The sequence below is a fragment of the Promicromonospora vindobonensis genome, from assembly GCF_042685865.1.
Lineage (GTDB): Bacteria > Actinomycetota > Actinomycetes > Actinomycetales > Cellulomonadaceae > Promicromonospora > Promicromonospora vindobonensis.
Genome location: NZ_JBHUOG010000002.1, coordinates 2442712 through 2469679 on the forward strand (window position 1 = coordinate 2442712; position 26968 = coordinate 2469679).

The 26968-nt window shown below is 72.4% G+C and carries 24 protein-coding genes and 1 tRNA gene; 17 read left to right on the top strand and 8 right to left on the bottom strand.

The features are described 5' to 3' along the window. Positions 1–62 precede the first annotated feature (62 nt). From ACFS27_RS24155 to ACFS27_RS24180, 6 genes are all read left to right on the top strand, one after another. The gene (locus ACFS27_RS24155) at positions 63–1175 is read left to right on the top strand and encodes a PP2C family serine/threonine-protein phosphatase (RefSeq protein ID WP_377188678.1); all 1113 of its coding nucleotides are present in this window, start codon (positions 63–65) and stop codon (positions 1173–1175) included. A gap of 25 nt (positions 1176–1200) precedes the next feature. Next, positions 1201–2499, top strand: coding sequence for a VWA domain-containing protein (locus ACFS27_RS24160; protein ID WP_377188681.1), 1299 nt, complete (start codon positions 1201–1203; stop codon positions 2497–2499). Beyond that, positions 2496–3431 (top strand): FHA domain-containing protein, encoded by a 936-nt coding sequence (locus ACFS27_RS24165; RefSeq protein ID WP_377188684.1) that lies wholly within the window; start codon positions 2496–2498, stop codon positions 3429–3431. The genes ACFS27_RS24160 and ACFS27_RS24165 overlap by 4 nt, the downstream gene beginning before the upstream one ends. A gap of 1222 nt (positions 3432–4653) precedes the next feature. Beyond that, entirely contained in the window at positions 4654–4803 is a 150-nt protein-coding gene (locus tag ACFS27_RS24170; RefSeq protein ID WP_377188687.1) for a hypothetical protein, read from the top strand. A 207-nt stretch (positions 4804–5010) separates the two neighbouring features. Continuing rightward, positions 5011–5646 carry an oligoribonuclease gene (gene orn / locus ACFS27_RS24175; protein WP_377188691.1) on the top strand — a complete coding sequence of 212 codons (636 nt, stop codon included), beginning with the start codon at positions 5011–5013 and terminating at the stop codon, positions 5644–5646. A 71-nt stretch (positions 5647–5717) separates the two neighbouring features. Beyond that, positions 5718–5790, top strand: a tRNA-His gene (locus tag ACFS27_RS24180). Between the two features lie 143 nt (positions 5791–5933). On the opposite strand, the gene ACFS27_RS24185 is transcribed toward ACFS27_RS24180, so the two are convergent. Together ACFS27_RS24185 and ACFS27_RS24190 are read right to left on the bottom strand one after the other, a co-directional pair. Further along, positions 5934–6830, bottom strand: coding sequence for an ATP-grasp domain-containing protein (locus ACFS27_RS24185; RefSeq protein WP_377188694.1), 897 nt, complete (start codon positions 6828–6830; stop codon positions 5934–5936). Positions 6831–6897: 67 nt separating this feature from the next. Next, positions 6898–7968 carry an ABC transporter ATP-binding protein gene (locus ACFS27_RS24190; RefSeq protein WP_377188697.1) on the bottom strand — a complete coding sequence of 357 codons (1071 nt, stop codon included), beginning with the start codon at positions 7966–7968 and terminating at the stop codon, positions 6898–6900. Between the two features lie 41 nt (positions 7969–8009). On the opposite strand from ACFS27_RS24190, the gene ACFS27_RS24195 reads away from it, so the two are divergent. Continuing rightward, positions 8010–8669 carry an ABC transporter permease gene (locus tag ACFS27_RS24195; protein ID WP_377188700.1) on the top strand — a complete coding sequence of 220 codons (660 nt, stop codon included), beginning with the start codon at positions 8010–8012 and terminating at the stop codon, positions 8667–8669. After that, complete coding sequence (locus ACFS27_RS24200; protein WP_377188703.1) at positions 8666–9349, top strand: ABC transporter permease; 684 nt, start codon at positions 8666–8668, stop codon at positions 9347–9349. Before ACFS27_RS24195 ends, ACFS27_RS24200 begins: the two co-directional genes overlap by 4 nt. Positions 9350–9392: 43 nt before the next feature. On the opposite strand, the gene ACFS27_RS24205 is transcribed toward ACFS27_RS24200, so the two are convergent. Next, complete coding sequence (locus tag ACFS27_RS24205; protein ID WP_377188706.1) at positions 9393–9989, bottom strand: TetR/AcrR family transcriptional regulator; 597 nt, start codon at positions 9987–9989, stop codon at positions 9393–9395. Positions 9990–10052: 63 nt separating this feature from the next. Between ACFS27_RS24205 and ACFS27_RS24210 the strand changes: the two genes are divergently transcribed. After that, on the top strand, positions 10053–10898 hold the full coding sequence (locus tag ACFS27_RS24210; protein ID WP_377188709.1) for an SDR family NAD(P)-dependent oxidoreductase: 846 nt from the start codon (positions 10053–10055) through the stop codon (positions 10896–10898). Positions 10899–11009: 111 nt separating this feature from the next. Next, the gene (locus ACFS27_RS24215; RefSeq protein ID WP_377188712.1) at positions 11010–12041 is read left to right on the top strand and encodes a glycine betaine ABC transporter substrate-binding protein; all 1032 of its coding nucleotides are present in this window, start codon (positions 11010–11012) and stop codon (positions 12039–12041) included. Between the two features lie 73 nt (positions 12042–12114). Here ACFS27_RS24215 and ACFS27_RS24220 read toward each other — a convergent pair whose 3' ends face one another. Beyond that, positions 12115–13671, bottom strand: a complete 1557-nt coding sequence (locus tag ACFS27_RS24220) for a dihydrolipoyl dehydrogenase family protein (RefSeq protein ID WP_377188715.1) — start codon at positions 13669–13671, stop codon at positions 12115–12117. Between the two features lie 49 nt (positions 13672–13720). Next, positions 13721–16120 (bottom strand): Tex family protein, encoded by a 2400-nt coding sequence (locus ACFS27_RS24225; RefSeq protein WP_377188718.1) that lies wholly within the window; start codon positions 16118–16120, stop codon positions 13721–13723. 165 nt (positions 16121–16285) lie between these two features. On the opposite strand from ACFS27_RS24225, the gene ACFS27_RS24230 reads away from it, so the two are divergent. The 3 genes from ACFS27_RS24230 to ACFS27_RS24240 all read left to right on the top strand — a co-directional run bounded on the left by ACFS27_RS24230 (position 16286) and on the right by ACFS27_RS24240 (position 19276). After that, entirely contained in the window at positions 16286–17593 is a 1308-nt protein-coding gene (locus tag ACFS27_RS24230) for a serpin family protein (RefSeq protein ID WP_377188721.1), read from the top strand. Between the two features lie 136 nt (positions 17594–17729). Further along, the gene (locus tag ACFS27_RS24235) at positions 17730–19121 is read left to right on the top strand and encodes an OFA family MFS transporter (RefSeq protein ID WP_377191158.1); all 1392 of its coding nucleotides are present in this window, start codon (positions 17730–17732) and stop codon (positions 19119–19121) included. Positions 19122–19123: 2 nt separating this feature from the next. Further along, a complete protein-coding gene (locus ACFS27_RS24240; protein ID WP_377188724.1) occupies positions 19124–19276 on the top strand; it encodes an MFS transporter small subunit in 153 nt (50 codons plus the stop codon). 29 nt (positions 19277–19305) lie between these two features. On the opposite strand, the gene ACFS27_RS24245 is transcribed toward ACFS27_RS24240, so the two are convergent. Next, positions 19306–19791 (bottom strand): MarR family winged helix-turn-helix transcriptional regulator, encoded by a 486-nt coding sequence (locus ACFS27_RS24245; RefSeq protein ID WP_377188726.1) that lies wholly within the window; start codon positions 19789–19791, stop codon positions 19306–19308. A gap of 30 nt (positions 19792–19821) precedes the next feature. Between ACFS27_RS24245 and ACFS27_RS24250 the strand changes: the two genes are divergently transcribed. Continuing rightward, the gene (locus ACFS27_RS24250) at positions 19822–20703 is read left to right on the top strand and encodes an alpha/beta hydrolase (RefSeq protein ID WP_377188729.1); all 882 of its coding nucleotides are present in this window, start codon (positions 19822–19824) and stop codon (positions 20701–20703) included. On the opposite strand, the gene fdhD is transcribed toward ACFS27_RS24250, so the two are convergent. After that, positions 20676–21611: a formate dehydrogenase accessory sulfurtransferase FdhD gene (gene fdhD / locus ACFS27_RS24255; protein WP_377188732.1), complete on the bottom strand. Its 936-nt coding sequence runs from the start codon at positions 21609–21611 to the stop codon at positions 20676–20678. The genes ACFS27_RS24250 and fdhD overlap by 28 nt on opposite strands. Positions 21612–22423: 812 nt before the next feature. Between fdhD and ACFS27_RS24260 the strand changes: the two genes are divergently transcribed. Then, the gene (locus ACFS27_RS24260) at positions 22424–24748 is read left to right on the top strand and encodes an FdhF/YdeP family oxidoreductase (RefSeq protein WP_377188734.1); all 2325 of its coding nucleotides are present in this window, start codon (positions 22424–22426) and stop codon (positions 24746–24748) included. 61 nt (positions 24749–24809) lie between these two features. On the opposite strand, the gene ACFS27_RS24265 is transcribed toward ACFS27_RS24260, so the two are convergent. Further along, a complete protein-coding gene (locus ACFS27_RS24265) occupies positions 24810–25613 on the bottom strand; it encodes a MerR family transcriptional regulator (RefSeq protein ID WP_377188737.1) in 804 nt (267 codons plus the stop codon). Between the two features lie 90 nt (positions 25614–25703). On the opposite strand from ACFS27_RS24265, the gene ACFS27_RS24270 reads away from it, so the two are divergent. Both ACFS27_RS24270 and ACFS27_RS24275 read left to right on the top strand, forming a co-directional pair. Then, the gene (locus tag ACFS27_RS24270; protein ID WP_377188739.1) at positions 25704–26522 is read left to right on the top strand and encodes an SDR family oxidoreductase; all 819 of its coding nucleotides are present in this window, start codon (positions 25704–25706) and stop codon (positions 26520–26522) included. Between the two features lie 34 nt (positions 26523–26556). Next, the gene (locus ACFS27_RS24275; protein WP_377188742.1) at positions 26557–26931 is read left to right on the top strand and encodes a nuclear transport factor 2 family protein; all 375 of its coding nucleotides are present in this window, start codon (positions 26557–26559) and stop codon (positions 26929–26931) included. The last annotated feature ends 37 nt before the right edge of the window (positions 26932–26968 follow it).

The following is a 26968-nucleotide window of genomic DNA, read 5'->3' on the forward strand; positions in this document are numbered from 1 at the left end:
GATCCGCTGAAAGACAGTCGCGGGGTGCGAGCCCTGACGGACGCAAGGAGACCGACCCAGACATGAGTGCCGACGACAGTAGCCTCGCCCGCTGCCCGAACTGCGGAGAGAACGCGGCGCCCCGCGCCAGATTCTGCGAGAACTGCGGCACGCCGCTGCCCGGCGCCGAAGGGACCCTGCCCACAGAGGTCACCCTCCAGCCGGCTCCCACCGTCGTGGACCCCGACCCCGCCACGGGCGACTCCTCTGCGCGCCGGTCCTGCGCCGCCTGCGGCGGCACCATCGCACCGGACGGGTACTGCGCCGACTGCGGCACGCCCGGCCAGTCCGAGCGGGACCACTTCGAGGAGCGCCCGGCCGACTGGGTCGCCGGCGTCTGCGACCGCGGCGTGCGGCACGCCCGCAACGAGGACGCGATGGCGCTCGCCGCCGGTGGCACCTTCGCTGCCCTCGTGGTGTGCGACGGCGTGTCGAGCGCACCCGACTCCGACGTCGCGTCGCTCGCAGCGAGCCGGGCCGCGCGAGACGTGCTCGTGGCCTACGGGCCGGAGGGGTCGAGCTCCGTCGAGGGCGCGACCAGCCGCCGCATCGCCGGGTGGACCGACGCCATGGTCGCCGCCTCGCGCGCGGCGGGCCAGGCCGTGCGGGGCGCGGCGGAACAGCTCGCCGCGACGAAGGGGAAGGACGTGACGGACGACCCGCCGTCGTGCACCTTCGTGGCAGCGGTCGTGGACCAGGGCCTCGTCGTCGCCGGCTGGCTGGGCGACTCCCGCGTGTACTGGCTGCCGGACTCCGGCCAGGCGGAGCAGCTCAGCGTCGACGACTCGTGGGCCCAGGAGATGATCGCGGCGGGCGTGCCGCGGGCGCAGGCGGAGACGTCGCCGCAGGCGCACGCCATCACGCGGTGGCTCGGCCCGGACGCCCCGGACACCGACGCCCGCTGCGCCGCGACGGTCCCTTCGGGGCCGGGCTGGCTGCTGGTCTGCTCCGACGGCCTGTGGAACTACTGCTCCGACGCGCACGAGATGAGTGATCTCGTGCAGCGGTTCGCCGGCTCCGGCGACCCGCACACCACGGCCGCGGCGCTCGTGCGCTGGGCCAACGCACAGGGCGGGCGGGACAACATCACCGCAGCGCTCGCCCGTGTCTCCCCCACTGTCACCGAGCAGCGATAGCCTGCCGTTACCGAGAGGAGCCACCGTGGCCGAGTTCTCCGCCGAGGTCTTCCAGAACGAGTTCCTGTCCGACGGCGCCACCGACGTGCACGCAGTCGTGTCCGTGACCTGCACGGGCGCCGGAACCACCCAGCGCGCAGCCCCCGGTGCGGACGCGGGCTCGGGCGGCGTCGCCGAGATCGTCGCCGTCGACACCTCCGGGTCCATGCAGGGCCGCAACATGGAGGCCGCCAAGCATGCCGCGGCGGTGGCCGTCGACCAGATCCCTGACGGCACGCTGTTCGCGATCATCGGCGGCTCGCACGTGGCGTCCCGGATCTTCCCGTACCCCAATGCGCGGGTACCGATGGTGGCCATGGAGCCCGGCGCCCGCGCCGAGGCAAAGCGGGCCATCTCCACCATGGCGGCGGGCGGCGGCACCGCCATCTCGTCCTGGCTCCGCCTCGCCGACGACCTGTTCGCCACGGTCCCGGTGGCCCAGAAGCACCTGATCCTGCTGACGGACGGCAAGAACGAGTCCGAGCCGTCCGCGCACCTGAACCAGATGATCGCGGACGTCACCGGACACTTCCAGTGCGACGCCCGGGGCGTCGGGGACCGCTGGGTGGTCGAGGAGCTGCGCAAGATCTCGACCGCCCTGCTCGGCACCGTCGACCTCATCGCCCGGCCGGAGGACATCGCCGACGACTTCGCCGCCCTGGTGCGCAAGTCCATGGCCCGGGGTGTCGCAGCGGTGGACCTCCGCGTGTGGGCCCCGCAGGGGTCGCAGGTCCTGTTCGTCAGGCAGGTCGCACCGGAGGTCGACGACCTCACCGGCCGCCGGACCGAGGTGAACGCCCTGACCAGCGCGTACCCGACGGGCGCGTGGGCCGACGAGACCCGCGAGTACCACGTGGCGGTCCGCGTGCCCTCGAAGCCGGTGGGCTCCGAGCAGCTCGCGGCCCGGGTCCAGGTCGCCGTCGGGGCCGACGTGGCGGCATCTGGCCTGGTCAAGGCCAAGTGGTCGGACGACTCCACGCTCACCGCCCGGATCAGCCCCGAGGTGGCGCACTACACGGGCCAGGCAGAGCTTGCCTCGGCCATCCAGGAGGGCCTGGCAGCCAAGGCCGCCGGTGACGAGGCGACAGCGACCGTGAAGCTCGGCCGCGCCGTCCAGCTCGCCGCCGAGACCGGCAACGACGACGCCACCTCGCGTCTGCGCAAGATCGTGGAGGTGGAGAACGTGGAGGAGGGCACCGTGCGGCTCAAGCGGAATACCGCCAAGCTGGACGAGATGGCACTCGACACCGCATCCACCAAGACGACCCGGGTACGGCGCGCATGACGGTCACCTGCCCGGAAGGCCACGTCAGCCAGGCAACGGACTACTGCGACGTGTGCGGCACGCCGATCCCGGCTGCGCCGTCGGTGGGCGAGCCCGCGCAACCGGCGGGGGAGCCTGCCGAGGCCTCGTCCGCCGAGGCGTCGACCGGCGGGCCGGTGACCTGCCCCAACTGTGGCGACCTCTCCCCCGCCGGCTCGCTGTTCTGCGAGAACTGCGGGTACGACTTCACCACCGGCACGCCGGCCGCGCCCGCGCCACCGCCGCCGTCCGTCCTGGACCTTGGTCCTGCCCCGCCGGCTGGACCAGCCCCGTCGGCGGGAACGCCCGCAGCCCCTCCGTCGTCGAGCGTGCCCGCTCCGGTGTCTCGCCCCGCGGCACCAGCGCAGGGCTCGGGTCTCGACGGGCTCGACCAGCGGTCGGGTGGGACGGCGCCGCCGTCGTCGGGCGGTGCGCCCGCGCCGTCGTCGGGCAGCGCACCCGCGCCGGCGCCGGGCGGTGGCGGCCTCACCGCGCCTCCGGTGCCGGGCGACGACACCTGGGTGGCGGAGATCTGGGTCGATCCCGACTGGTACGCGCACGAGCGGCCCGAGGACCCGATGCCGTCGGCCGGCCTGCCCGGCCTGGTCACGCTGCGGCAGCGCAGCCTCCTGGTGGGGCGGCCGTCGCAGTCCCGCGGCATCCGGCCCGACGTCGACTGCGGCAGCGATCCCGGAGTGTCCCGGCGTCACTGCCAGCTGACCACCGACGGACTGCGCTGGTGGGTCGAGGACCTCGGGTCGTCGAACGGCACCTTCGTGGCCGCGACGGGCGACCCGCTGCCGGACACCCCGCTCACCCAGGGCGTCCGCAAGGAGATCGAGGAGGGAGACCGGATCTTCATCGGCGCCTGGACGCGACTGGTCATCCGCAAGGCACTCCCGGGTGAGGCGTAGCTGTGCTGTTCCGGGAGGTTCTTCGGTAGCGGCTGGCTTGCGGTTCGTGTGCAGGACCCCCGGCTGCGCGTCTCGTGGAACGCTCCGGGGGTGCCGACCCGCACGCGGCGCGTCTGGGGCGCTGTGGGGTTGTCGAACCGCAGACTGCACGTGACGTGGGCCGCCCGGGGTGTCCGGGGTGTCGAACCGCAACTTACGCGTCCGGCGGGCCGATCCGGAGGGCCGAACCGCAACCTACGCGTCCGGCGGGCCGATCCGGAGGGCCGAACCGCAACCTACGCGTCCGGCGGGCCGATCCGGGGTGTCGAACCGCAACCTACGCGTCCGGGTAGGGCACCAGCCGAAGGTTACGAGTCCATACGGGGTCCGATGGACGTGTTCCTTGCGGCTCGGCCCCGTCAGTGACTCGTAACCTGCGGCTCGGCGCCGCGAGCGACTCGTAACCTGCGGCTCGGCGCTCCCGGACGACCAACGTCGCGCGTAGGTTGCGGCTCGGCGCCCCCTGGAGCGTTCACCAGGCGTGCAAGTTGCGGTTCGGCCCCAGCCCCAGCCCCAGCCCCAGCGAACAGTCTCCCTTCGGTGCCGAATAAAGCCGTGCGCCATCCGAGTGTTACCTGGGAGGCTCAAGGCACACCGCGGTGACGTCCGTCCGGTCCCATACCGGGCGGTGGACAGGGTCCGGCCAGACCCTCGTCGGGAGACCGACATCCAGCGTCACGAAAGGCACTCACGTGCATACCGAGTACGACCTGGCGCTCTCGCTTCACCGGGACCGCCTCCGCGACGCCGAGGAATTTCGGCGTTCACGCATGCTCCGTCAGGAGCGGAAGCGACGCAAGGCCGAGGCCGGCGCCGCACACCGGACCGGCGACCGCGTCAAGGCACCCGCCCTGCGCGCACGTTCGGCATGACCCCCACGAACGCCGGAGCAGAGCGCGAGTCCCGCACCCGCTCTGCTCCGGCGCCGTCCGTTCGGCGCCCGGCGCCGTCCGTTCAGTGGCCCACGTCACGGCGTTGAGCAAGAAACACAGGAATCCGTCTCGCGAGAGGCGGCAAAGCCCGGAATGGTGCCGCAGATCACCACTGTCCACCTTGCGCGGGATTTCCGAAATCTGGGATGATGTAACACGACGGAAACAGTGTGGGACACCAGCCGCGACCCGGCCGGTGAGCTCCCCCGGCACCGTCCATCTCTCCCCACCCCTCGGAAGGAACCCCAGACATGCATGCCCAGACCGCGTACTACATCGGCCGCGCCCAGGTTGCTGAGATCGCGCGTCGCGCGGAGATCGCCGGTGCGCAGGAGCGCGCACTGCGTGAGCGCCCCGAGCGCCACACCAACAAGCGCGTCAAGCGACTCCGCCTGATCTGACCGACAGCTGACCGGCCCGGAGCAGCACCTCCGGCGTCGAACATCCTGGCCCTTCCTCGGACGACTCCGGTCGCCCTGCGGGAGGGCCTTTCCGTTGCCCACGCGGCACGACCGGGGCCGGATCTCCTGTGCTGCGCCGGGCCGCCGTGCCCCGCGTACCACGGCCCGCGTCATCCCCTCGGCGCCGGACGGAATAGGCTGAGCGGCGTGAGCCTTCCCAACCCCAACGAGCGCATCGTCTGGATCGACTGCGAGATGACGGGCCTGGACCTGCGCGCTGACGCGCTCGTCGAGGTCGCGGCGATCGTCACGGACTCCGACCTCAACGTCCTGGGCACCGGTGTCGATGTCCTCGTGAAACCTCCGGCCGAGGCCCTGGCGCAGATGAACGACTTCGTGCGCGCCATGCACACCACGTCCGGCCTGCTCGACGAGCTCGACGGGGGGCTGACCCTCCAGGAGGCGCAGGAGCAGATCCTTGCCTACGTCCGCGAGTGGGTGCCCGAACCCCGCAAGGCACCACTGGCCGGCAACTCCGTCGGCACGGACAAGACCTTCCTCGACCTGCACATGCCCGAGCTGGTGGAGCACCTGCACTACCGGATCGTCGACGTGTCGTCGATCAAGGAGCTGGCCCGCCGCTGGTATCCGCGCGTCTACTTCGCGTCGCCGAAGAAGGGCGGCGGGCACCGCGCGCTGGCCGACATCCTCGAGTCGATCGACGAGCTGCGCTACTACCGCGAGGTCCTGTTCCCCGCTCAGCCCGGCCCGGATACGGCGACCGCGCGCGCCGCGGCGGGGCGGGTAGCCGAGACGTCCGTCACGAAGCAGCTCGCCCCGTAGTTTTCAGTTCGGTCGGGGGCCTCCGACCATGTATGCTTTTCGACGGTCGCCGGTCCAGATCGGCGAGCATGGTGGGCGTAGCTCAGCTGGTAGAGCATCGCGTTGTGGTCGCGAGGGCCGCGGGTTCAAGTCCCGTCGCTCACCCCGATGAAAGAGGTCCGGACCTCGACCAAGAATTCGTTCTTGGTCGAGGTCCGGACCTCTTTCCCGTTGCACCGGCAGGTGCGCGGGAGGCACCTGGAGAACCCGGTTCTGGTCTCCACCCTGCGAGGAAGAGACCGCGTGGGTCAGCCGAGCAGCTTGACCACCGCGTCGGCGAGCTTGCCCTCGACACCCGACCCGTACTTCATCCACAGCGACGGCTCGGTGAGCTCCAGCTCGATGACCATGGGCACGCCGTCGTCGCCGGAGACCAGGTCGACGCGCGCGTAGGTGAGGTCCGCCCCGGTGGCCTCCCTGGCCACGGCGAGCGCACGCCGCGCCACCTCGACCTGGGCCGGCGTGGCTTCGAAGGCGGACATCTCCTCGGCGGCGTACAGCTCCTCCGAGTCCTCGGCCGGGCCGGTGAGCAGCGCGTTCTTGCGCACCGCGTGGGTGAGCTCACCGTCGATGAAGATCAGGCAGGTCTCGCCCGCCGTGTCCACGGAGGTGACGTAGGGCTGGATCATGACCCAGCGGCCCTCGTCGAGCAGCCGGACGGCGTGCATGATGGCGCGCCCACGCGACTCGGCCGAGACGGGCTGGTACCGGCCGGTGTCCCGCGCGCCGGCGCTGACGACCGGCTTGACCACGAAGTCACCGAACGCCGGCATGCGGGTGTGCACGGCGCGCTTGGACAGGTGCCGCGCGGGGTCGAGCCAGATCGTCGGGATCACCGGGATGCCCGCGGCGTCGAGCTCGCGCAGGTACCGCTTGTCGGTGTTCCACTCGATGACGTCCGCCGAGTTGGCCACCTTGGGCAGGGCGCGCGCCCACGCGAGGAACTCGTCGTGGCGCGGCGAGTAGTCCCAGGTGGAGCGGACCAGGACGAGGTCGTACCCCGACCAGTCCACTGCGGGGTCGTCCCACACCGCCGGCTCGGCGGTCACGCCGCGCTCGGCCAGCGCCGCGATCAGCGGCACGTCGTCCTTGTGGAGGTCGGGCAGCTGGGAGCAGGTCGCGAGGGCTACACGGGCGTTGGTCACGCACCGAGACTATCGCCGACCGCCTCCCCGGCGTCCCGGCCTGACGATCCGCGAAACGCGGCGTCCGTCACACTGCCGGTTCGCGCCCGGGCTCGTCCTCGACGGCGTCCTCGACCACGCCCTGGACGTCGGCGGCGCCCGGGTCCGCCGCAGCGGCGTCGGCGGCCCGGCGCAGCGCGCCGAGGATCCCGTCGGCGGTGAGCGACCCGACGACGTCGCCGGACTCCCCCACGACAGGCACCCGGCCCATCGCCGCTCCGGGCAGCGCCGCCACCGCCTCGAACGCGTCGGTGAGGCGCGCGCCGAGCCGTACGGGCGCCGGTGCGGGCTGGACTATCCGGTCCGCGCTCTCCAGATCGCTCGGCTCGACGCGGGCGAGGGCGAGCATGCGCGAGGCGGACCCGTCGCCGATGAAGTCCCGGACCCGTTCCGACGCCGGGTGCGCCAGCACCGCGAGCGGGCTCGCCACCTGCTCGAGCCGTCCGCCGCGCGACAGCACGGCGATCCGGTCACCGAGCCGCGCCGCCTCGTCGATGTCGTGCGTGACGAGGATCACGGTGGTCCCCGTCTCGACCTGGATCCGGGCGAACTCCGTCTGCAGGTGCCTGCGGAACTCAGGGTCGACGGCGCCGAACGGCTCGTCCATCAGCAGCACCGGTGGGTCCGTGGCCAGGGCCCTGGCCACACCGATGCGCTGCCGTTCGCCGCCGGACAGCTCGTGCGGGTACCGCTTCGCGTAGGTCGCGGCGGGCAGACCCACCAGGTCCAGGAGCTCGGTGACGCGCGCACGCGTGCGCCTGCGGTCCCAGCCGAGCAGGGCAGGCACCGTCGAGATGTTCGCCTCGACCGTGCGGTGCGGGAACAGCCCGACGTTCTGGATCACGTACCCGATCCGGCGGCGCAGGACCACTGGATCGGCGGCCGTCACGTCCTCGCCGTTCAGCAGGATGCGGCCCGACGTGGGCTCCACCAGCCGGTTCACCATGCGCAGCGTCGTGGACTTGCCGCAGCCCGACGGTCCGACCAGTGCGAGCACCTCGTGCTCGTGGACGGCGAGGCTCAGCCCCTCCACGGCGACGGTGCCGTCTCCGTACGCCTTGCGAACGGAATCCAGCTCGATCACGGTTCGGGCAGCCATGTCTCCGAACCTACCGGGTCACGCACGGTAGGTTCGGAGGCATGCCCGGCAATCCCTGGTTCTCCTGGTCCTACGTGGTGGACAACGCAGCGCTGCTGTGGCAGCGCACCGTCGAGCACGCAGGGCTCACCATCGAGGCCGTCGCGATCTCCGCCGCCATCGCCGTCCCGCTGGGCGTCCTGATCTCCCGGTCCCGGTGGCTGTCCGGGCCGGTGCTCGGCACGGTCGCCGTCCTGTACACGGTGCCGTCCCTGGCCCTGTTCGCGATCCTGGCGCCGCTGCTCGGGATCGGCCGCACACCCGTGCTGGTCGGCCTGGTGGTCTACGCGCTGCTCATCATCCTGCGCAACACGGTGGCCGGGCTGGCGACCGTGGACCCCGCCGTCATCGACGCAGCTCGCGGGCTGGGCTACGGGCCGGGCCGACTGCTCGTCCAGGTCGCCATGCCGAGCGCGCTGCCCAGCATCATCGCCGGCCTGCGGCTGGCCACCGTGTCCACCGTCGCGCTGGTGACCGTCGGCGTCATCGTCGGATACGGCGGCCTGGGGCAGCTCATGTTCCAGGGCTTCCGCAACAACTTCTACCGGGCCGAGATCATGACTGCCACGCTGGCGACGATCCTGCTCGCCCTGGTGCTCGACCTCGCCCTCTGGGCGGCCGGCAGAGCCGTGACCCCCTGGCTCCGCAGGAGGGCCCAATGAGCGCCACCACCGGCGTCGTCGACGAAGCCATCGTGTGGCTCAACGACCCGCTGACCTGGACCGAGCCCGGCGGGGTGCTGGAGCTGACCGGCGAGCACCTGCTCATGACCGCGGCAGCCACCGCGGCGGCCGCTGCCGTGGCGATCCCGCTCGGCGCCTGGCTGGGGCACAGCGGGCGAGGCGCCGGCCTCGTCGTCTGGCTCACCAACGCCTCCCGTGCACTGCCGACGCTCGGCATCATCCTGCTCCTCGCCGCCGGTGGGCTGTTCGGCAACACCGCCACCGTCATCGCCGCCGCGTTCTTCGCCGTGCCGGTGCTGCTTGTCAACACCTACGAGGGCGTGCGCGGCGCCGACCCCGACGCCCGCGACGCCGCCCGTGGCATGGGCATGAGCGGCGGCCGCATCCTGCTGCAGGTCGAGCTGCCGCTCGCCACCACGCTCGTCTCCGCCGGGTTGCGGACCACCATCGTGCAGGTCGTCGCCACCATCCCGCTCGCGGCGCTCGCCGGGGGAGGTGGACTGGGTCAGATCATCGCGTTCGGCATGGGCACCCAGCGGTACGGCGAGGTGCTCGCCGGGGGCGTGCTGGTCGCGGGCCTGTGCCTCCTGATCGACGCCGTGCTGGCCATCGGGCAGCGCCTGGCGACGCCGGCCCCGCTGCGCGTCGGCGCGCGCTAGCTGCGTCGGGCGCGCGCGGCGGCGTCGGTCCCGGACGGCAGCGTCAGGCGCGGACGGCGGCGACGGCGGCGTCGAACAGGTCGACGGGGTCAGCCGTACCGCCCGACTCGCGCCAGGCCTCGACGGCGATGTCGAGACATGCGAGCGCCGCGGCGATCACGGCGCGGGCGCGTGGGTCCACCGTGGCGGCGGGGGCGATGCCGAGACGGCGCTCTACGTCGGGGGCCAACAGCTCCTGCCAGCGCAGATGCTTCTCGAGATGCCGCGCGCGGAGTGACGGTGCGTCGGCGTACATGCCGGCGATCTGCAGCTCGGTCGCCGCGTCGGTGTCGGGGCCCTGCAAGGTCATGAGCGCTGCGCGCAGCGCCTCCCAGGCCGTCTCGGTCGCGGGGCGCGCCTCGAGCGCGTCGCGCACCCGGAGCCCGAGCGCCTCCAGGTCCCCGAGGACGACGTCCTCCTTGCTCCCGAAGTAGTGGAAGAACGACCGCCGGGATATTCCGGCGGCCGCCGCGATCTGGTCCACGGTGGTCGCATCGAAGCCCTGCTCGGCGAACAGTCGCAGCGCCGTGTCCGTGATCTCGGCGTGGACGGCCCTGCGCGTTCGCTCACGCAGGGTCGGGGTCCCAGGCGTCGCGTCCATGGGGCGATCCTACCCTCGGTGCGAATGCTTGCACCTAGTGCAACATTCTGCCTACAGTGCAGCATGGCCGACATCGACTTCACCGCGCAGACCACCATCGTCACCGGCGCCAGCTCCGGGATCGGGACCGCCTTCGCACGAGCCCTCGCGCAGCGCGGGTCCGACGTGATCCTGGTCGCCCGCCGCCTCGACCGCCTCCAAGAGCTCGCGAGCGAGCTCGAACGCGAGCACGGTGTGCGCGCCACCCCTGTCGCGCTGGACCTCAGCGAGCGCGGCGCCGGCCAGGCCCTCGCCAGGGAGGTCGCGGCGCGCGGCCTCGCCGTCACCGGCCTCGTCAACAACGCGGGCTTCGGCACCGACGGCCCGTTCCACGAGGAGGACCCCGACCGCCTGCAGGAGGAGATCGCCGTCGACGTGGCGAACCTCGTCGACCTCTCCCGCGCGTTCATCGAGCCCCTGCGGCAGTCCGGGCGCGGCATCCTGGTCAACGTCGCGAGCATGGCCGCCTACCTGCCCGGGCCCGACATGGCCGTCTACTCGGCCGCCAAGGCCTTCGTCCTGAGCTTCACCGAGGCGCTGTGGTACGAGTCGCGGTCGAGCGGGCTGCGCGTGCTGTCGCTCGCCCCCGGCCTGACCCGCACCGAGTTCTTCGACGACCTGGCGGGCGGCGCCTACGACGGCAGGTACCAGACACCCGAGCAGGTCGTCGAGACGGGCCTGCGCTCGCTGGACCGCGGCAACCGCCGGCCCAGCATCGTCTCGGGCCGGGGCAACGCGATCGCCGTGGAGCTCGGGCGCTTCTTCACCCGACGTCGCGCCGTGCTGCTCTCCGGCGCGTTCGGCGCCCGCTCGCGCAACGCCGCCGCGGTGCCCGCTCCGACGCCGGCTCCGGCGGGCCGACAAATGTAACGACCTTCTCACGAGCGGGTTTATCTCTTGCCATAGCCCGCTCGCCGGGGTCGAATGGGACCGATCAAAGCCGTAGAACAGTTGTACGTCACCCACGTTCGGAGACATTCGATGAAGTTCCCCCGTACGCATGTGTCCTTGCCCAGGGCGCTCGGCGCCGCGGCAGCCGTCGTCAGCCTCTCCCTCCTGACCGCCTGCGGCGAACCGGGCTCGGCCGGTGGGGGCGGCGGCGGTACCGCGACCAGCGGCGAGAGCGTTGCCGCGTGCGAGGCGGTCCCCGGCGACGAGCTCGTGGTGCTCGAGGACGACAAGCAGCTGCAGACCGTCGACAACATCATCCCGGCGGTCAACGCGGCGGCCGTGGAGGGTGACGACACCCTGATCCCGCTCCTCGACACGGTCTCGGCGGCTCTCGACACCGACACCCTCATCGGCCTGAACAAGGCGGTGGACGTCGAGCGCCGCACCTCGAAGGAGGTCGCGGAGGAGTTCGTGGCCGACGCGGGCCTCGACGAACCCGAGCAGAGCGGCAGCGGCAAGATCGTCATCGGCGCCGCCGACTTCGCGGAGAGCGCCACGCTCGGCACGATCTACGCGACGGTGCTGAACTCGGCCGGCTACGAGGCAGAGGTCACCACCATCGGTAACCGCGAGGCCTACCTCCCCGCCCTGGAGAAGGGCGACCAGGTCCAGGTGATCCCGGAGTACGTGGGCACTCTGACGGAGTTCATCAACAAGGACGTCAACGGGGCCGAGGCCGCCGCGGTGGCCAGCAGCGACCTCGACGCCACCGTCGAGGCGCTGACCGGTCTGGGCGAGGAGATCGGCCTCGTGTTCGGCGAGCCCTCCCCCGCACAGGACCAGAACGCGTTCGCCGTGACCAAGGCTTTCGCCGACGAGCACGGTGTCGCCACGCTCAGCGAGCTCGCCGAGGCCTGTGGCGGCCTCGTGCTCGGCGGGCCGCCGGAGTGCACGGAGCGCCCGTTCTGCCAGCCGGGCCTCGAGGAGACCTACGGCCTGGAGTTCGCGGAGTTCCGTTCGCTCGACGCCGGCGGCCCGCTGACCAAGTCGGCGCTGCAGCAGGGCGAGGCCACCCTCGGCCTGGTCTTCAGCTCGGACGGCTCGCTCACCCCGTCGGAGTAGCCACCCGTCGAGTGCTGGATATTTGCGCTGAAGAGACGCTCGGCAGCGCAGATATCCAGCACTCGACGTCCGGTCAGAGGCCGTAGGACTCCAGGAAGCGGAGCCATACCTCGCTGACCGTCGGGTACGCGGGGACCGCGTGCCACAACCGGTCCAGCGGCACCTCGCCGACGACGGCGATGGTCGCTGCGTGCAACATCTCCCCGGCATCGGGGCCCACGAAGGTGGCGCCGACGAGAACCCGCCGCTGCGTGTCGACCAGCACCTGGGCCCGGCCCGAGTAGCCGGGCGACTCCACGCTCGCACCGGCCACCCAGGACAGGTCGTACGACACGGCCTCGACGGGCAGCCCCGCCGCGCGGGCCTGGCGCTCCGTCGGCCCCACCCAGCTCACCTGCGGCCGGGTGAACACCACCTGCACCCGGGCGGTGTGGTCGGCGGTCGCCGCGTACCGTGACCAGGCCTTGCCCTCCTGCCCGACGGCGGGCTCCGGGTCGCCGCTCGTGGGGCTGCGGTCCCCCACCTCCGTGCCGTACCGCGCGGCCACCACGTCCCCGACGACACGCGCCTGGTACTTGCCCTGGTGGGTGGTCGGCGCACGGCCCGTCACGTCACCGCATGCGTACAGCCAGCCGCCCGGGACGCCGCTGACCTGCATGGACTCGTCGACGACCAGGGCCCCGCCGCGGCCGAGCGCCGACCCGTCCAGGCCCACGCTCTCCACGCCGAGGTCGCCCGTGCGTGGCACGCGGCCGGTCGCCACAAGGATCTCGGCCGCGGTGATCTTCCCGCCGTCGGACAGGGTGACGGTCACCGGACCCGGCGCGCCGCCCTCGAGCCCTGCACCGGGCCGCTCGACGGACTTGACGTCGACGCCGGTACGGACGTCGACGCCCAGCCCGCTCAGCGAGTCGGCGACCATCTCACCGGCGAACGGCTCGGCGCCCGACAGGAGCCCACCGCGCGACAGCAGTGTCACCTGCGCGCCGAGGTCCGCGTACGCGTTCGCCATCTCGACGCCGACCACGCCGCCGCCGACGACCACCAGCGACTCGGGGACCGCGTCCGCCGACGTCGCCTCGCGGCTCGACCAGGGCGACGCCTCCGCCACCCCCGGGGTGTCCGGCAGCACCGGCACGCTGCCGGTCGCGACGATCACCGCGTGCCGAGCCCGGAGCAGGCGGGTCACCGGGGTCTGACCGGTCTCGGCCTCCCCGAGGCCGCTCTCGGAGCTGACCGCGCTCTCCGGCACCGTGACCTCGACGAGCCGCTCGCCGGCCAGCCGGCCGTGCCCGCGTACCGGCGTCAGCCCGGCGCCCTCGACCCAGGAGACCTGGCCGGCGTCGTCCCAGCCGCTGGTGATCTCGTCGCGCCGGGCGAGGACGGCGGCGACGTCGGGCGCACCCGGGTCCCGCAGGCCGGGCGTCTCACGCGCGAGAGCGCGGACCGCACCCGCACGCAGCAGCACCTTGGACGGCATACAGGCCCAGTACGAGCACTCACCGCCCAGCAGCTCGGACTCGACCAGGGCCACGGACAGTCCGGTGCGCGAGGCGCGGTCAGCCGCGTTCTCGCCCACCGCCCCTCCGCCGATCACAACGACGTCGAACGTCTCTTCAGAAAGGCTCATGCCGTCATCGTGGCCCCCCGGCGGACCAACCGCCAGGGGGCCCGGCGGGTCAGGCCAGACCGGCCTTGCGCAGCGCGTCCGCCATCGCGGTGTCAGCGGGTGCCGGGCGCCCACGGCCGCCCTGGCCCTGACCGCCCTGACCGCGCCCGTTCCGGCCGCGGTTCTCGCCGCCGCCCTGGCGTCCGCCGCGCTGACCACCGCCGCCCTGACCGTCCGGCCGGGAGCCCTGTCCGCCGGCGCGGGAACCGCCGGACGTCCGACCGCCGGTGCCCGCGCCGATCTCGTCGTCCAGGCGCAGCGTGAGGGCTACCCGCTTCCGCTGCAGGTCCACGTCCATCACCTTGACCTTGACGATGTCCCCGGACTTCACCACTTCCCGCGGGTCGCTGACGAAGTTCTTGGACATCGCCGAGACGTGCACGAGCCCGTCCTGGTGCACCCCGATGTCCACGAAGGCCCCGAACGCGGCGACGTTCGTGACCTGGCCTTCGAGCACCATGCCTGGCACCAGGTCGCCGAGCGTCTCGACACCCTCGGCGAAGGACGCGGTGGTGAATGCCGGGCGCGGGTCGCGGCCGGGCTTCTCCAGCTCGGTGAAGATGTCGGTGACGGTGGGCAGCCCGAACGTCTCGTCGACGAAGTCGGTGGGCCGCAGGGTACGCAGGGCACCGCCGTTGCCGATCAGCGCCTGCACGTCGGCGCCCGACGCCGTCACGATGCGCCGCGCCAGCGGGTACGCCTCAGGGTGCACCGACGACGAGTCCAGCGGTTCTGCGCCGCCCGAGACCTTCAGGAAGCCCGCGCACTGCTCGAACGCCTTGGGCCCGAGCCGCGGCACCTTCTTCAGCCCCGCGCGCGACGAGTACGGCCCGTTGGCGTCGCGGAACGACACGATGTTCTCCGCGAGCGTCGACGTGATGCCCGAGACGCGCGACAGCAGCGGCACGGAGGCGGTGTTGAGGTCGACCCCCACACCGTTCACGCAGTCCTCCACCACGGCGTCCAGCGACCGCGACAGCTTGGTCTCGGTGATGTCGTGCTGGTACTGGCCGACGCCGATCGACTTGGGGTCGATCTTCACGAGCTCGGCGAGCGGGTCCTGCAGCCGGCGCGCGATGGAGACAGCACCCCGGATGGACACATCGAGGTCGGGCAGCTCCGCGCTCGCATACGCGGAGGCCGAGTACACCGACGCCCCTGCCTCGGACACGATGGCCTTGGTCAGGTTGAGCTCCGGCGCCTTCTTCATGAGGTCGGCGGCCAGGCGCTCGGTCTCGCGCGACCCCGTCCCGTTGCCGATCGCCACGAGGTCGACGTCGTGCTTCTTGGCGAGCTTCGCCAGCGTGGCGAGCGACTCGTCCCAGCGGTTCGCCGGCACGTGGGGGTAGATCGTCGCGTGCTCGACGACCTTGCCCGTCGCGTCCACCACGGCGACCTTCACGCCCGTGCGCAGCCCCGGGTCGAGGCCCATCGTCGCCCGCGTGCCTGCGGGCGCCGCGAGCAGCAGGTCGCGCAGGTTGGCCGCGAACACGCGCACGGCCTCGTCCTCGGCCTCCGAGCGCAGCCGCAGCCGCACGTCGATACCGAGGTGCACCAGGATCTTGGTGCGCCACGCCCAGCGGACCGCGTCGTTGAGCCAGCGGTCGGCGGGACGCCCCTGGTTCGCGATGCCGAACTGGTGCGCGATCGTGGCCTCGTACGACGTCGGCACGCCGGCCTCGATGCCCTCCTCCGGCTCGATCGTCAGGTCCAGCACGTCCTCCTTCTCGCCCCGGAAGAGGGCGAGCACCCGGTGCGACGGCAGGCTGGACAGTGCCTCGGCGAACTCGAAGTAGTCGGAGAACTTGGCGCCCTTGTCCTGGGCGCCGTCGCGGACGGCGGACAGCATGCGCCCGCGCTTCCAGAGCCGCTCACGCAGCGTGCCGATCAGGTCGGCGTCCTCGCCCATGCGCTCCACGAGGATCGCGCGGGCGCCGTCGAGCGCCGCGGCGGTGTCGGCGACACCCTTGTCGGCGTCGACGTACGGGCCGGCGGCCGTCGCGGGGTCGAGCGACGGGTCGTCGAGCAGCGCGAGGGCGAGCGGCTCCAGGCCGGCCTCACGCGCGACCTGCGCCTTGGTGCGCCGCTTCGGCTTGTACGGGAGGTAGATGTCCTCCAGGCGCGACTTGGTCTCCGCCGACAGGATCTGAGCACGCAGCTCGTCCGTGAGCTTGCCCTGCTCCTCGACCGACGACAGGATCGCCGCGCGCCGTTCCTCCAGCTCGCGCAGGTACCGCAGCCGCTCCTCGAGGGTGCGCAGCTGCGCGTCGTCGAGCGTGCCAGTGACCTCCTTGCGGTAGCGGGCGATGAACGGCACCGTGGCGCCGCCGTCGAGCAGGTCGACCGCCGCCGTCACCTGCCCTTCCCGAACACCCAGCTCCTCGGCGATCCGCCGGTTGATACTTGCCACTTGTCCCTTACCTCACTTCTAGAAGGTCGGGACAGATTGTGCCTGCCGCCACTGACACTTGTCGCATCAAGCGGTGCGTGTTCGCGTGCAAGTCCGAGGCGGGTCGCCACACAAACGGGTCAAACCCAGCGCAGGCACCCGCAGGAACCCCGAGGAGGAACCACAGTGCAGCGTCGCCACTCCGCCCCTCGCGCCTCCCACCGCCGGACGACGGCGCTCGCGGCGGTGGTCGGGACAGCGGCTCTCGCCGTGACAGCCTGCTCCGGCCTCGACCCCGCCGAGGGCCTGGAACGGTCGGACGCGGAGCGCCACGTCGTGAATCTCGCCGACGCCTCCGCGAGCGCCGACGCTGTCGCCGCTACCGAGGACCTTGGCCTCCTCGCGCTGCGCGCGACCGCCGCGCCGGAGGAGAACGCCGTGGTCTCTCCTGCGTCGCTCGCCTTCGCCCTTGCACTGCTCGCCGAGGGTGCGCGTGGCGAGACCGCTGCCTCGCTGGACGCAGCGCTCGGTGCCTCCGGCGAGGACCGCACCGCCGCGTACAACGCCCTCCAGGGTGCGCTGGCGGCCCACGACGGCGACCCGGGCGTCGTGCAGGACGACGAGCTCCCCGACCGCCCGGTGCTGCACCTGGCGAACCAGGCGGTGCTCGACGACGAGCTCACGGCCGAGCAGGACTACCTCGACGCACTCGCATCCGCGTTCGATGCCGGTGTCCAGCGCACCGACCTGGGCAGCGGCGAGGGCAAGCAGGTCCTGGACGCCTGGGTCGACCACCACACGGGTGGCCTGATCGAGGAGTCGGCCATCCAGCCCGACCCCGCGCTGCGCCTGGTGCTGCAGAACGCGATCCTGCTCGCGGCGCGCTGGGAGACGCCGTTCCAGGAGCACGCCACGAGCGACGAGGACTTCACCGGGCCGGCCGGCACGAAGCCCACCGAGATGCTGCACGGCGCGCAGCCCTGGGCCTACGCGGAGAATGGCGGGTGGGCCGCCGTCCGACTGCCCTATGTCGACGCGTTCAACGCGGACGTGCTCCTGCCCCCTGCGGGCACGGACCCGGCGGAGGTCTCGCCCGAGATCCTGACCGCCCTCATCGATGCCCTCGGAACCGCCGGGCCGCGGACCGTCGAGCTCGCCATGCCGACCCTGGAGCTGGAACCGCCCATCCTGGACCTCGCTCCCGCGCTGGCGGAGGCCGGGCTGGGCGGCCTCTACGCCGGCCCGGACCTGTCCGGCATCACGACCACGGAGCCGCTGGAGGTGAGCCAGGCGTTCCAGCAGGCCTACCTGAGCCTGGACGAGGAGGGCACCGTCGCGGCCGCCGTGACTGAGATCGGCCTCGAGGCCAGCGCGGCCATGCCGACCGAGCCAGCGGTCCGGATGACCGTCGACCGCCCCTACCTGGTCCGGATCGCCCACACGGAGACCGGCCTCCCCCTGTTCCTTGCGGCAGTGCGCAGCCCGCAGCACTGACCTCGCCGGTCGGCGGGGTGCGGGCGCCGTCGACCATTGACCCGAGCATCCGGTGCCCAGTAGCGTGCGCGCAAAACGGGTGAAACCGCATTCCGCGCGGCAGGATCCCCCGAGCACGAGGAGGTGCTCCGTGGCGTTGTCGTTCCTCGACCGCGAGCACACGGTAGCCAAGCCCGGTTACAGCAGGTGGCTCATCCCCCCGGCAGCGCTCGCCATCCACCTGTGCATCGGCCAGGCGTATGCCACCAGCGTCTACAAGAACGCCCTGGTCAACCACTTCGAGTCGAGCCTGACGGCGATCGGCGTCATCTTCTCCATCGCCATCGTCATGCTCGGCCTGTCGGCGGCGGTGCTCGGCACCTGGGTGGAACGCGCCGGACCCCGCGCGGCCATGTTCGCGTCCGCCTGCTTCTGGGCCTCCGGGTTCCTGATCGGCGCGCTCGGCATCGCGACGTCGCAGCTGTGGCTGGTCTACCTCGGGTACGGCTTCTTCGGCGGGATCGGGCTCGGGATCGGCTACATCTCGCCGGTGTCCACGCTGATCAAGTGGTTCCCCGACCGCCCCGGCCTGGCCACCGGCATGGCGATCATGGGGTTCGGCGGTGGTGCGCTCGTCGCCTCGCCCCTGTCCCGCCAGCTCATGGCCTTCTACGACAGCGGCTACGACCCGTCCGATCCCACCTCCGTAGCCTCCGGCAGCGCCGTCACCTCGCTCTTCGTCACCCTCGGCATCGGGTACTTCCTCGTGATGATGCTCGGCGTGTTCACGGTGAAGGTCCCGCCGCCCGGCTGGACGCCCGCCGGTTTCGACGCCGGTGCGGTGGCGGCCAAGCCCATGGTGTCGGCCGCCGACGTCTCGGCGGCGAACGCCATCAGGACCCCGCAGTTCTGGTTCCTCTGGATCGTCCTGTTCTGCAACGTGACGGCGGGCATCGGCATCCTGGAGCAGGCCGCACCGATGATCCAGGACTTCTTCCGGAGCGGCGGCATGTCCTCGGTCGCGCCGACGACGGCGGCCGGTTTCGTCGCGTTCCTGTCCCTGTTCAACATGGCCGGCCGCTTCGTGTGGTCGTCGACGTCGGACTACATCGGCCGCAAGCCGACGTACGTCATGTACCTGGGCGTCGGGATGGTGCTGTACGTGCTCCTGGCCACCGTGGGACACCTGTCCACCATGATCTTCGTGCTCGTCGCCGCCGTGATCATCTCCTTCTACGGCGGCGGGTTCGCCACAGCGCCCGCCTACCTGCGCGACCTGTTCGGCACGTTCCAGGTGGGGGCCATCCACGGCCGCCTGCTCACCGCCTGGTCCGCCGCCGGCATCGCGGGCCCGCTGATCATCAACGGGTTCCTCGACGCGCAGGGGACGCCGGGTGAGCTCGTCGCTGCCGACTACCGGCCCGCGTTGTTCACCATGGTCGGCGTGCTCGCGGTCGGGTTCCTGGCCAACATCCTGATCCGGCCGGTCGCGGCTCGGTTCCACGAGGCGCCCCGCCGTGCCGACGCGTTCACCGAAGGGAAGGTGTGACCATGCCGGAGCAGACCCTGGAGCCGGGCGCGCAGCCCGAGCCGGCCTCGAACCAGGTCGCGCGGCTCGTCGTCACCTGGCTGGTGGTGACAGTGCCGCTTGCCTACGGGCTCTTCCAGACGGTCAGGAGCGTCATCCCGCTCTTCGCGGGCTGACCGCCGCCTGCACCCGACGGTCACCTGGCTCACCTCGCGCCCGACTCCAGCGCGCCGCGCACCTCCGCGAGCACGCGAGCGAGGTGCGCCAGGTCGCCGTCGGGCACGCCTGTGCCGCCCAGCACCGCCGCCACCTCGCGGTCGAGGGTCGGCAGCACCTCGTCCAGGACCTGCCGACCGTCCGGAGTGAGGGCGAGCAGCGAGGAGCGGCCGTCCTCGGGGTTGGCGTGCCGACGCACCAGACCGTCGCGCACCTGGCGCTCGACCCCCTTGCTCGCCGCGCCGACGGTGATGCCGAGACGCCGGACCACGTCCGAGACCCGGCAGCCCGGAACGTCCGCGATCGCGCGGAGCAGGTCGAGCCGGCCGAGCCCGTGGCCGTGCCGCTCGCGCAACCGGGCGTCCAGCAGGGTATAGAGCCGCACCTCGACGCGGACCAGATCGTCGAGCAGCCGGGCGTGCTCGAACCCCGCGCCCGCCGGAATAGATTCCCTAGAATCTTGTTTGGCTTCCATGGAATCTATCCTCGGGCATGGAGGAGAAACATGGACCAGAGATCGCTCGCCGAGCTCCGCAACTTCTACGCGTCGTTCGGTCTGCTGCCGCTACCGGACGGCACCAACGTGTCGGAGACCGCCCTCGGTGGCGTCCCGGCCCTGGAGGTCGCGGTGCCCTCGGCCGACGCCGACGCCGGCACGCTGCTCTACCTGCACGGCGGCGGCTACGTGATCGGGACCGCCCGCACCGGCGTCCCCCTCACCGCTGCGCTCGCCGCTGGTACAGGGCTGCGCGCGCTCTCGCTCGACTACCGCCTCGCCCCCGAGCACGTGTTCCCCGCTGCGGTGGACGACGCGCTGGCCGCCTACCGAGCACTGGTCGACGACACCGACCCGGCGCGCGTCGTCCTCGCCGGCGACTCTGCCGGCGGCGGCCTCGCCCTGGCGACGCTCCTGGCCGCCCGCGACGCCGGGCTCCCGCAGCCCGCCGGGGTGGTCACCTTCTCCGGCTGGTTCGACCTGACCCTGTCCGGCGCCAGCCTCACCGGCAAGGAGAGCGTGGACCCCGTCTTCGACGCCGCTGACATCCGTGAGTACGCCGACGCGTACCTGCCGGACGGAGCCGGCGCCGGGGGCCTTCTCGCGAGTCCCCTGCTGGCCGACCTGCGCGGCCTGCCGCCGCTCCTGCTCCAGGTCGGATCGCACGAGGTGCTGCTCGACGACTCGACGGGCCTCGCCGCCCGCGCCGCTGCCGCGGACGTCGAGGTCGCCCTGGAGGTCTACCCGGGCAGCGCGCACGTGTTCCAGCACCAGCACGCGACGGAGCCGACGGCGGCGCGAGCCCTGGCCCGTGCGGCGGCGTTCCTCGTACACCGGCTCGAGCAGGACCCCGGTCCGGCGGATCAGACCACCCGGTCCGCCCACGTGTAGACGTTCATCGAGTCGCCACGCACGAAGCCGAGCAGGGTCAGACCGCACTCGTCGGCGAGGTCCACGGCCAGCGTGGACGGCGCCGAGATGGCGGACAGCACCGGGATACCGGCCCGCGCGGCCTTCTGCACCAGCTCGAACGACGCCCGCCCGCTGACCTGGAGGATCGTCCCGGCAGCGGGCAGTGCGCCGTCGCGCAGCGCCGCACCGACCACCTTGTCGACGGCGTTGTGCCGGCCGACGTCCTCGCGGACGTACAGGGGCTCGCCGTCGGCGGTGAACAGACCCGCTGCGTGCAGGCCGCCCGTCCGGTCGAAGGCGCGCTGGCGCTCGCGCAGCAGGTCGGGCAGTGCGGCGATCACATCCGAGCCGACGGTGACCGGGTCACGCGCGACCGGCCAGCGAAGCCCGGCCCGCACCTCCACGACGGTGTCCGACCCGCAGACCCCGCAAGCGCTGGTCGTTGCGAATGCCCGCTGCCGCGGGGGCTCGACGCCGCACGCGAGCGCCACCTCGACGGTGTTGTCCTCGTCGGGGCACAACCGCATGCCCACGATGTCCTCCGGCGCCGCCACTGCGCCCTCGGAGACCAGCCAGCCGGCCACGAGGTCGAAGTCGTGCCCCGGCGTCCGCATGGTCACGGTCAGCGCTTCGCTGGCCGACGACGGGCTGCCGCCCGACATCGCACCGATCACCGCCGCCGGTCCACCGGCCGGTCCCGCACCGCCGCCGGCTGCCGGCCCACGGGCCGGTCCCGCACCGACGAACGCCGCCGACCCACCGGTCGGACCCGTACCGACGACCAGCCGGACCATGAGCGGTTCCTCGACGGCAAGCGTGTCCGGGCGTGCCGTACGCGCGCCGTCGCGGACGCGGACGACGCGCCGTCGGTCGGTGACGACTCCCATGCCGCCAGTCTCCCACCCGCAGCGGCCGAAATGTCCATGCCGTGAGTCTGGTCCCGGCACTGGCTGGCTCCGGGCTCCGGGCTCCGGGCTCCGGGCTCCGGGCTCCGGGCTCCGGGCCTAGCTCTAGCTCTAGCTCTAGCTCAAGGCCTGGGCCTGGGCCTGGGCCTGCACCCCACCCCACCCCACCCCGGCCCACCCCACCCCACCCCGGCCCGGCCACCTGGCACCCGCCGACTGCAGAGTTGGTGCACCGCAAGGTTTCGAGTGCAGAGATCGTCGCGGTTGTGACCTCTGAGACCGCAACCAACTCTGCAGTCGGCGCAGGTGGCCGCAACCAACTCTGCACTCGGCGCGCCGACCCTTCCTCACCCCCAGCATCAGCCCGGGCCACCAGCTTCGCCCACCCCGGACTGCCCGAATCTGGCCCGCCATTGTGCCCACCGACGACCACAGTCACCCGCCACCGCCAACCACCACCCACCGATACCCGCCAACCGCCAACCACAGAGCGCCGACTGCAGAGTTAGTGCGCCTCCCGCAGACCGAGTGCAGACATGGTTGCGGTCAGAGGCCATGCATCCGCTACGAAGTCTGCAGTCGGCGCGGGTGACCGCAACCAACTCTGCACTCGGCGCACCGGCCAGCTCCGTGGTGACTCCAGGGCCAGCCCGCCCCAACCTGCCGGCCCGCCCCAACCGCCCACCACCCACCACCCAGCACCCAGCACCCAGCACCCCACACGTGCTCGCACCAGCACCGACCGATATGTCCAGGCCCTCCACACGGGGTGAAGTCCGGCGTAGGGTCGAACCGTGACAGACGTGAGCGACGAAGCCCGCACCGAGACCCCCGAGCAGACCCTGCGCGTCGGCCCGCCGAAGACCAGCGCCGCCGGCGTTCCTGGGGTGGTGCACGGACTCGCGCACGTCTTCGACGAGGCGGGCGTGGCGCGCGGCCTGCGCACGCTCCCCCTGATCAACCAGCACCGCGGCTTCGACTGCCCCGGGTGCGCCTGGCCGGAGCCCGGCAAGCCGCACCTCGCGGAGTTCTGCGAGAACGGCGCCAAGGCGGTCGCAGAGGAGTCCACCCGCAAGCGCGCGGACGCGGCGTTCTTCGCCGAGCACCCGATCTCCGAGCTGGCGACCTGGACCGACCACCGGCTGGGCAAGTCCGGGCGCCTCACGGAGCCGATGCTGCGCGAGGAGGGCTCCGACCACTACCGCCCGGTGCCCTGGGACGAGGCCATGGACCTGGTCGCCACCGAGCTGCGCGGCCTCGACTCGCCGGACCAGGCCGCGTTCTACACCTCCGGTCGCACCAGCAACGAGGCGGCGTTCCTCTATCAGCTCCTCGCCCGCAAGCTGGGCACGAACAACCTGCCGGACTGCTCGAACATGTGCCACGAGTCGTCGGGCAGCGCGCTGACCGAGACGCTGGGCATCGGCAAGGGCAGCGTGTCCCTCGAGGACATCACCGACCACGCGGACCTGATCGTCGTCGTCGGGCAGAATCCGGGGACCAACCACCCGCGGATGCTCACGGCGCTCGAGGAGGCCAAGGACCGCGGGGCGCGGATCGTCGCGATCAACCCCCTGCCCGAGGCCGGCCTGCAGACCTTCAAGAACCCGCAGCGGGTGCGCGGCGTGGTCGGGCAGGGCACCAAGCTCGCCGACCGGTTCCTCCAGATCCGCCTCGCCGGCGACCTCGCCCTGTTCCAGGCGGTCAACCGCCTGCTCCTGGAGGCGGACGACGACGCCCGCACCGCCGGGCACCCTGGCGTGCTGGACCACGAGTTCATCGCGGAGCACACCTCGGGGTTCCCCGAGGCCGCTGCCGCGTGGCGCGCGGTGGACCGCGCCGACGTCGAACTGGCCACCGGGCTGGAGTGGTCCGAGATCGAGGACTTCGTGGGCGACGTCCTGGCCGCCGAGAAGGTCATCGTCTGCTGGGCGATGGGCCTGACCCAGCACAAGCAGGCCGTAGCGACCATCCGCGAGGTCGTGAGCTTCCTGCTGCTGCGGGGGAACGTCGGCCGACCTGGCGCGGGCGCCTGCCCCGTGCGAGGGCACAGCAACGTGCAGGGCGACCGCACCATGGGCATCTGGGAGCGTCCCACCGAGGGGTTCCTCGATGCGCTGGCCACCGAGTTCGACTTCGAGCCGCCGCGCGCCCCCGGGCTCGACGTCGTCGACACCGTCAGGGCCCTGCGCGACGGACATCTCCGGGTCTTCATGGCCGTGGGCGGCAACTTCGCCGCTGCCACGCCCGACAGCGCGGTCACCGAGGCCGCCCTGCGGGAGGTACCGCTCACGGTGCACGTCTCGACCAAGCTCAACCGCTCGCACGTCCTGCCAGGCAAGCGGTCGCTGGTCCTGCCGTGCCTCGGCCGCACCGAGCGGGACCTCACGGGCGGCCGCGAGCAGGTGGTGACCGTCGAGGACTCGATGAGCGTGGTGCACACGTCACGAGGACAGCTGGCCCCGGCGTCGGGCCACCTGCGCAGCGAGACGGCCATCCTCTGCGACCTGGCCCGGCGCGCGCTCGGGCCAGAGGACGAGACGCCGTGGGAGGAGTTCGCCGACGACTACTCGCGCATCCGGGACTCGATCTCCCGCGTGATCCCCGGCTTCGAGGACTTCGAGCGGCGGGTGGCGGAGCCCGGCGGGTTCGTGCTGCCGCACCCGCCGCGCGACGCCCGCCTGTTCCCGACGGCGACCGGCAAGGCCAACTTCACGGTGAACGAGCTCGAGGTGGTCCACGTGCCGGAGGGCCGCCTGCTGCTGCAGACGGTCCGCTCCCACGACCAGTTCAACACCACCGTCTACGGCCTCGACGACCGGTACCGCGGGGTGAAGGGCGGGCGGCGCGTCGTGTTCGTGCGCCCGGAGGACCTGACGGCGCTCGGTCTCGCCGACGGCGACACGGTGGACCTGGTCAGCGAGTGGTCCGGGCGGGACGGGAGCACGGAGGAACGCCGGGCCCCCGGGTTCCGCATCATCGCGTTCCCGACGGCGCGCGGGTGCGCCGCCGCGTACTTCCCGGAGACCAACGTGCTGGTGCCGCTGGACCACACGGCCGAGGGCAGCAACACCCCGGCTTCCAAGTCGGTGGTCATCCGCCTCGAGCCCGCCGGCTGAGTACTGGCTATCTGCGGGTCTGGGCGCCGCAGACCAACACAGACCAAGCACCCGACGGGGGTCAGGTGAGGCGGAAGATCGGCCAGGCCAGCTCCGTGCGCCAGGCCGCCCGGTCCGGGGTGTCCGACGGGGCCACCAGGTAGGTCTCGTGGACCGGGCCGTCCACCGCCAGGGCGTGGTCGACCACCCACGCGCCGAGCCGGCCGTAGGTGACGTCGATGTCGTCGTGTCCGCCGTGGTGAACGACGGTCGCGAGCTCAGCGGCCGGCAGCTCGACCGGCCGCACCCGCCCCCGCTCGGGTGGGTCCGCCACAGGCCGGTACACGAGCACGGACCCGCGCCCGTCGCTGAACAGCTCGTTCGCGTAGTGCCCGCCCGGCGGCCCGAGCCGCTCGTGGCCGACCACGGCGGCGTCCAGCTCGGTCATGGCCGCCGCGTACCAGTCCAGGACGTCCCCCTGCTCGACCACGCCCGTGATCCCAGCGACCACGCGCGCCGGCGCTGAGCGCAGCGCCACCTCGGGCGGTGTGCCAGGGGTGAGCAGCTGCCGCAACGAGGCGACGGCGCCCCGCGTCCGGTCGAGCTCCGCCTCGAGCCGCCGCAGGTGTCCGGCAACGAGCTCGGACCGTGTCGCTGCGTCGGGCGTGGCCAGGATCTGCCGCACCTCCGCCAGCGGTACGTCGAGCTCGCGCAGCCGGTGGATCACCTGGGCGGGCGGGATCTGCGCGCTCGTGTAGTACCGGTAGCCGCTTGCCGGATCCACCCGCTCGGGCTCCAGCAGTCGGGACTCGTGGTAGCGGCGCAGGGTCCGCACGCTCAGGTGGGTGAGCTCGGCGAACTCACCGATGGTCAGGCCTCGGGTCACCGCACCACTGTGCACCCTCCCGCCGGGGGAGACTCCACGAACGCGCGCAGGCGTTGACTCTCTCCCTGCGGGAGGCCCCAGCGTGGGGCCATGCACACCTCCGACAACGCCGGCCCGCCGGCCGTGACCATCAGCGACCGCCTCGACGGTCGCCGCGCCCTCGTGACCGGCGCCAGCAAGGGCACCGGCGCCGCCATCGCAGCGCGGCTGCGCGAGGCAGGCGCGACGGTGCTGGGCGTCGCGCGCTCCGCACCCGACCCGCATCCCGGCCCGCTCGGCTTCGTCGCGGCCGACCTGACCTCGCCCGACGGGGTCGACCTGGTGGCCGCGCACGTGGCCGAGCATCTCGGCGGCGTCGACATCCTGGTGCACACGCTCGGCGGGTCCCGGTCGCCGTCGGGCGGCTTCGCGGCCCTCACCGACGAGCACTGGGCCGACGAGCTGGGCCTCAACCTGCTCTCGGCGGTCCGGCTCGACCGTGCGCTGGTTTCCGGCATGAGCGCGATGCGCCGCGGGACCGTGGTGCACGTCTCGTCCATCCAGCGCCGGCAGCCGCTGCACGCGGCCACGCTCGGCTACGCCGCCGCCAAGGCCGCGCTGACCACGTACAGCAAGGGCCTGGCCAACGAGGTGGGGCCCCACGGCGTCCGGGTCAACGTGGTCTCCCCCGGTTTCATCCGGTCGTCGGGCGCCGACGGCCTCGTCGAGCGCCTGTCGACCGGTCAGGGCATCACCCGCGACGAGGCCCTCGGCCAGGTCATGGACTCGCTCGGTGGCATCCCGCTCGGGCGCCCGAGCGAGCCCGCCGAGGTCGCGGAGCTCGTCGCGTTCCTCGTCGGCGACCGCTCGGCGGCCATCACGGGGGCCGAGCACACGATCGACGGCGGGACGGTCCCGACGGTCGGCTGACGACGCCGTCCGACACAAGGAGAGGAAGACAGTCATGAACGCAGCACAGGAAGGCACCACCCGGAGCGACGCCACCGAGGGCAGTGCGCTGCCCGACGTCGTCGCCGCGCACCTCGCCGCGCACGAGGCCCGCGACGCCGACCGGGAGCTGGTCTGCTACGCCGACGACGCCGTCGTCAGCGACGACGGGCAGACCTATCGCGGCCGTGCCGAGATCCGTGCCTGGCTCAGCCGCGCGGCCGGCGAGTACACCTACACCAGCACCCTCACCGGCGTCCGCCAGGAGGACGCCGACCACTGGACGGCCGTACGACACCTCGAGGGCGACTTCCCCGGCGGCGTCGTCGACCTGCGCTACCGCTACACGCTCGCCGCCGGCCGGATCACGAGCCTCGTCATCGCCCCGTGACACGCGTCGAGTGCTGGATGTTCGTCCTCGAGACGGC

Excerpts from the sequence above, each read along its gene's own strand:
- ACFS27_RS24155 (WP_377188678.1), top strand. The coding sequence starts at position 63 with ATGAGTGCCGACGACAGTAGCCTCGCCCGCTGCCCGAACTGCGGAGAG.
- ACFS27_RS24165 (WP_377188684.1), top strand. The coding sequence starts at position 2,496 with ATGACGGTCACCTGCCCGGAAGGCCACGTCAGCCAGGCAACGGACTAC.
- ACFS27_RS24170 (WP_377188687.1), top strand. The coding sequence starts at position 4,654 with ATGCATGCCCAGACCGCGTACTACATCGGCCGCGCCCAGGTTGCTGAG.
- ACFS27_RS24190 (WP_377188697.1), bottom strand. The coding sequence starts at position 7,968 with ATGGCTGCCCGAACCGTGATCGAGCTGGATTCCGTTCGCAAGGCGTAC.
- ACFS27_RS24195 (WP_377188700.1), top strand. The coding sequence starts at position 8,010 with ATGCCCGGCAATCCCTGGTTCTCCTGGTCCTACGTGGTGGACAACGCA.
- ACFS27_RS24200 (WP_377188703.1), top strand. The coding sequence starts at position 8,666 with ATGAGCGCCACCACCGGCGTCGTCGACGAAGCCATCGTGTGGCTCAAC.
- ACFS27_RS24205 (WP_377188706.1), bottom strand. The coding sequence starts at position 9,989 with ATGGACGCGACGCCTGGGACCCCGACCCTGCGTGAGCGAACGCGCAGG.
- ACFS27_RS24210 (WP_377188709.1), top strand. The coding sequence starts at position 10,053 with ATGGCCGACATCGACTTCACCGCGCAGACCACCATCGTCACCGGCGCC.
- ACFS27_RS24215 (WP_377188712.1), top strand. The coding sequence starts at position 11,010 with ATGAAGTTCCCCCGTACGCATGTGTCCTTGCCCAGGGCGCTCGGCGCC.
- ACFS27_RS24220 (WP_377188715.1), bottom strand. The coding sequence starts at position 13,671 with ATGAGCCTTTCTGAAGAGACGTTCGACGTCGTTGTGATCGGCGGAGGG.
- ACFS27_RS24240 (WP_377188724.1), top strand. The coding sequence starts at position 19,124 with ATGCCGGAGCAGACCCTGGAGCCGGGCGCGCAGCCCGAGCCGGCCTCG.
- ACFS27_RS24245 (WP_377188726.1), bottom strand. The coding sequence starts at position 19,791 with ATGGAAGCCAAACAAGATTCTAGGGAATCTATTCCGGCGGGCGCGGGG.
- ACFS27_RS24250 (WP_377188729.1), top strand. The coding sequence starts at position 19,822 with ATGGACCAGAGATCGCTCGCCGAGCTCCGCAACTTCTACGCGTCGTTC.
- fdhD (WP_377188732.1), bottom strand. The coding sequence starts at position 21,611 with ATGGGAGTCGTCACCGACCGACGGCGCGTCGTCCGCGTCCGCGACGGC.
- ACFS27_RS24270 (WP_377188739.1), top strand. The coding sequence starts at position 25,704 with ATGCACACCTCCGACAACGCCGGCCCGCCGGCCGTGACCATCAGCGAC.
- ACFS27_RS24275 (WP_377188742.1), top strand. The coding sequence starts at position 26,557 with ATGAACGCAGCACAGGAAGGCACCACCCGGAGCGACGCCACCGAGGGC.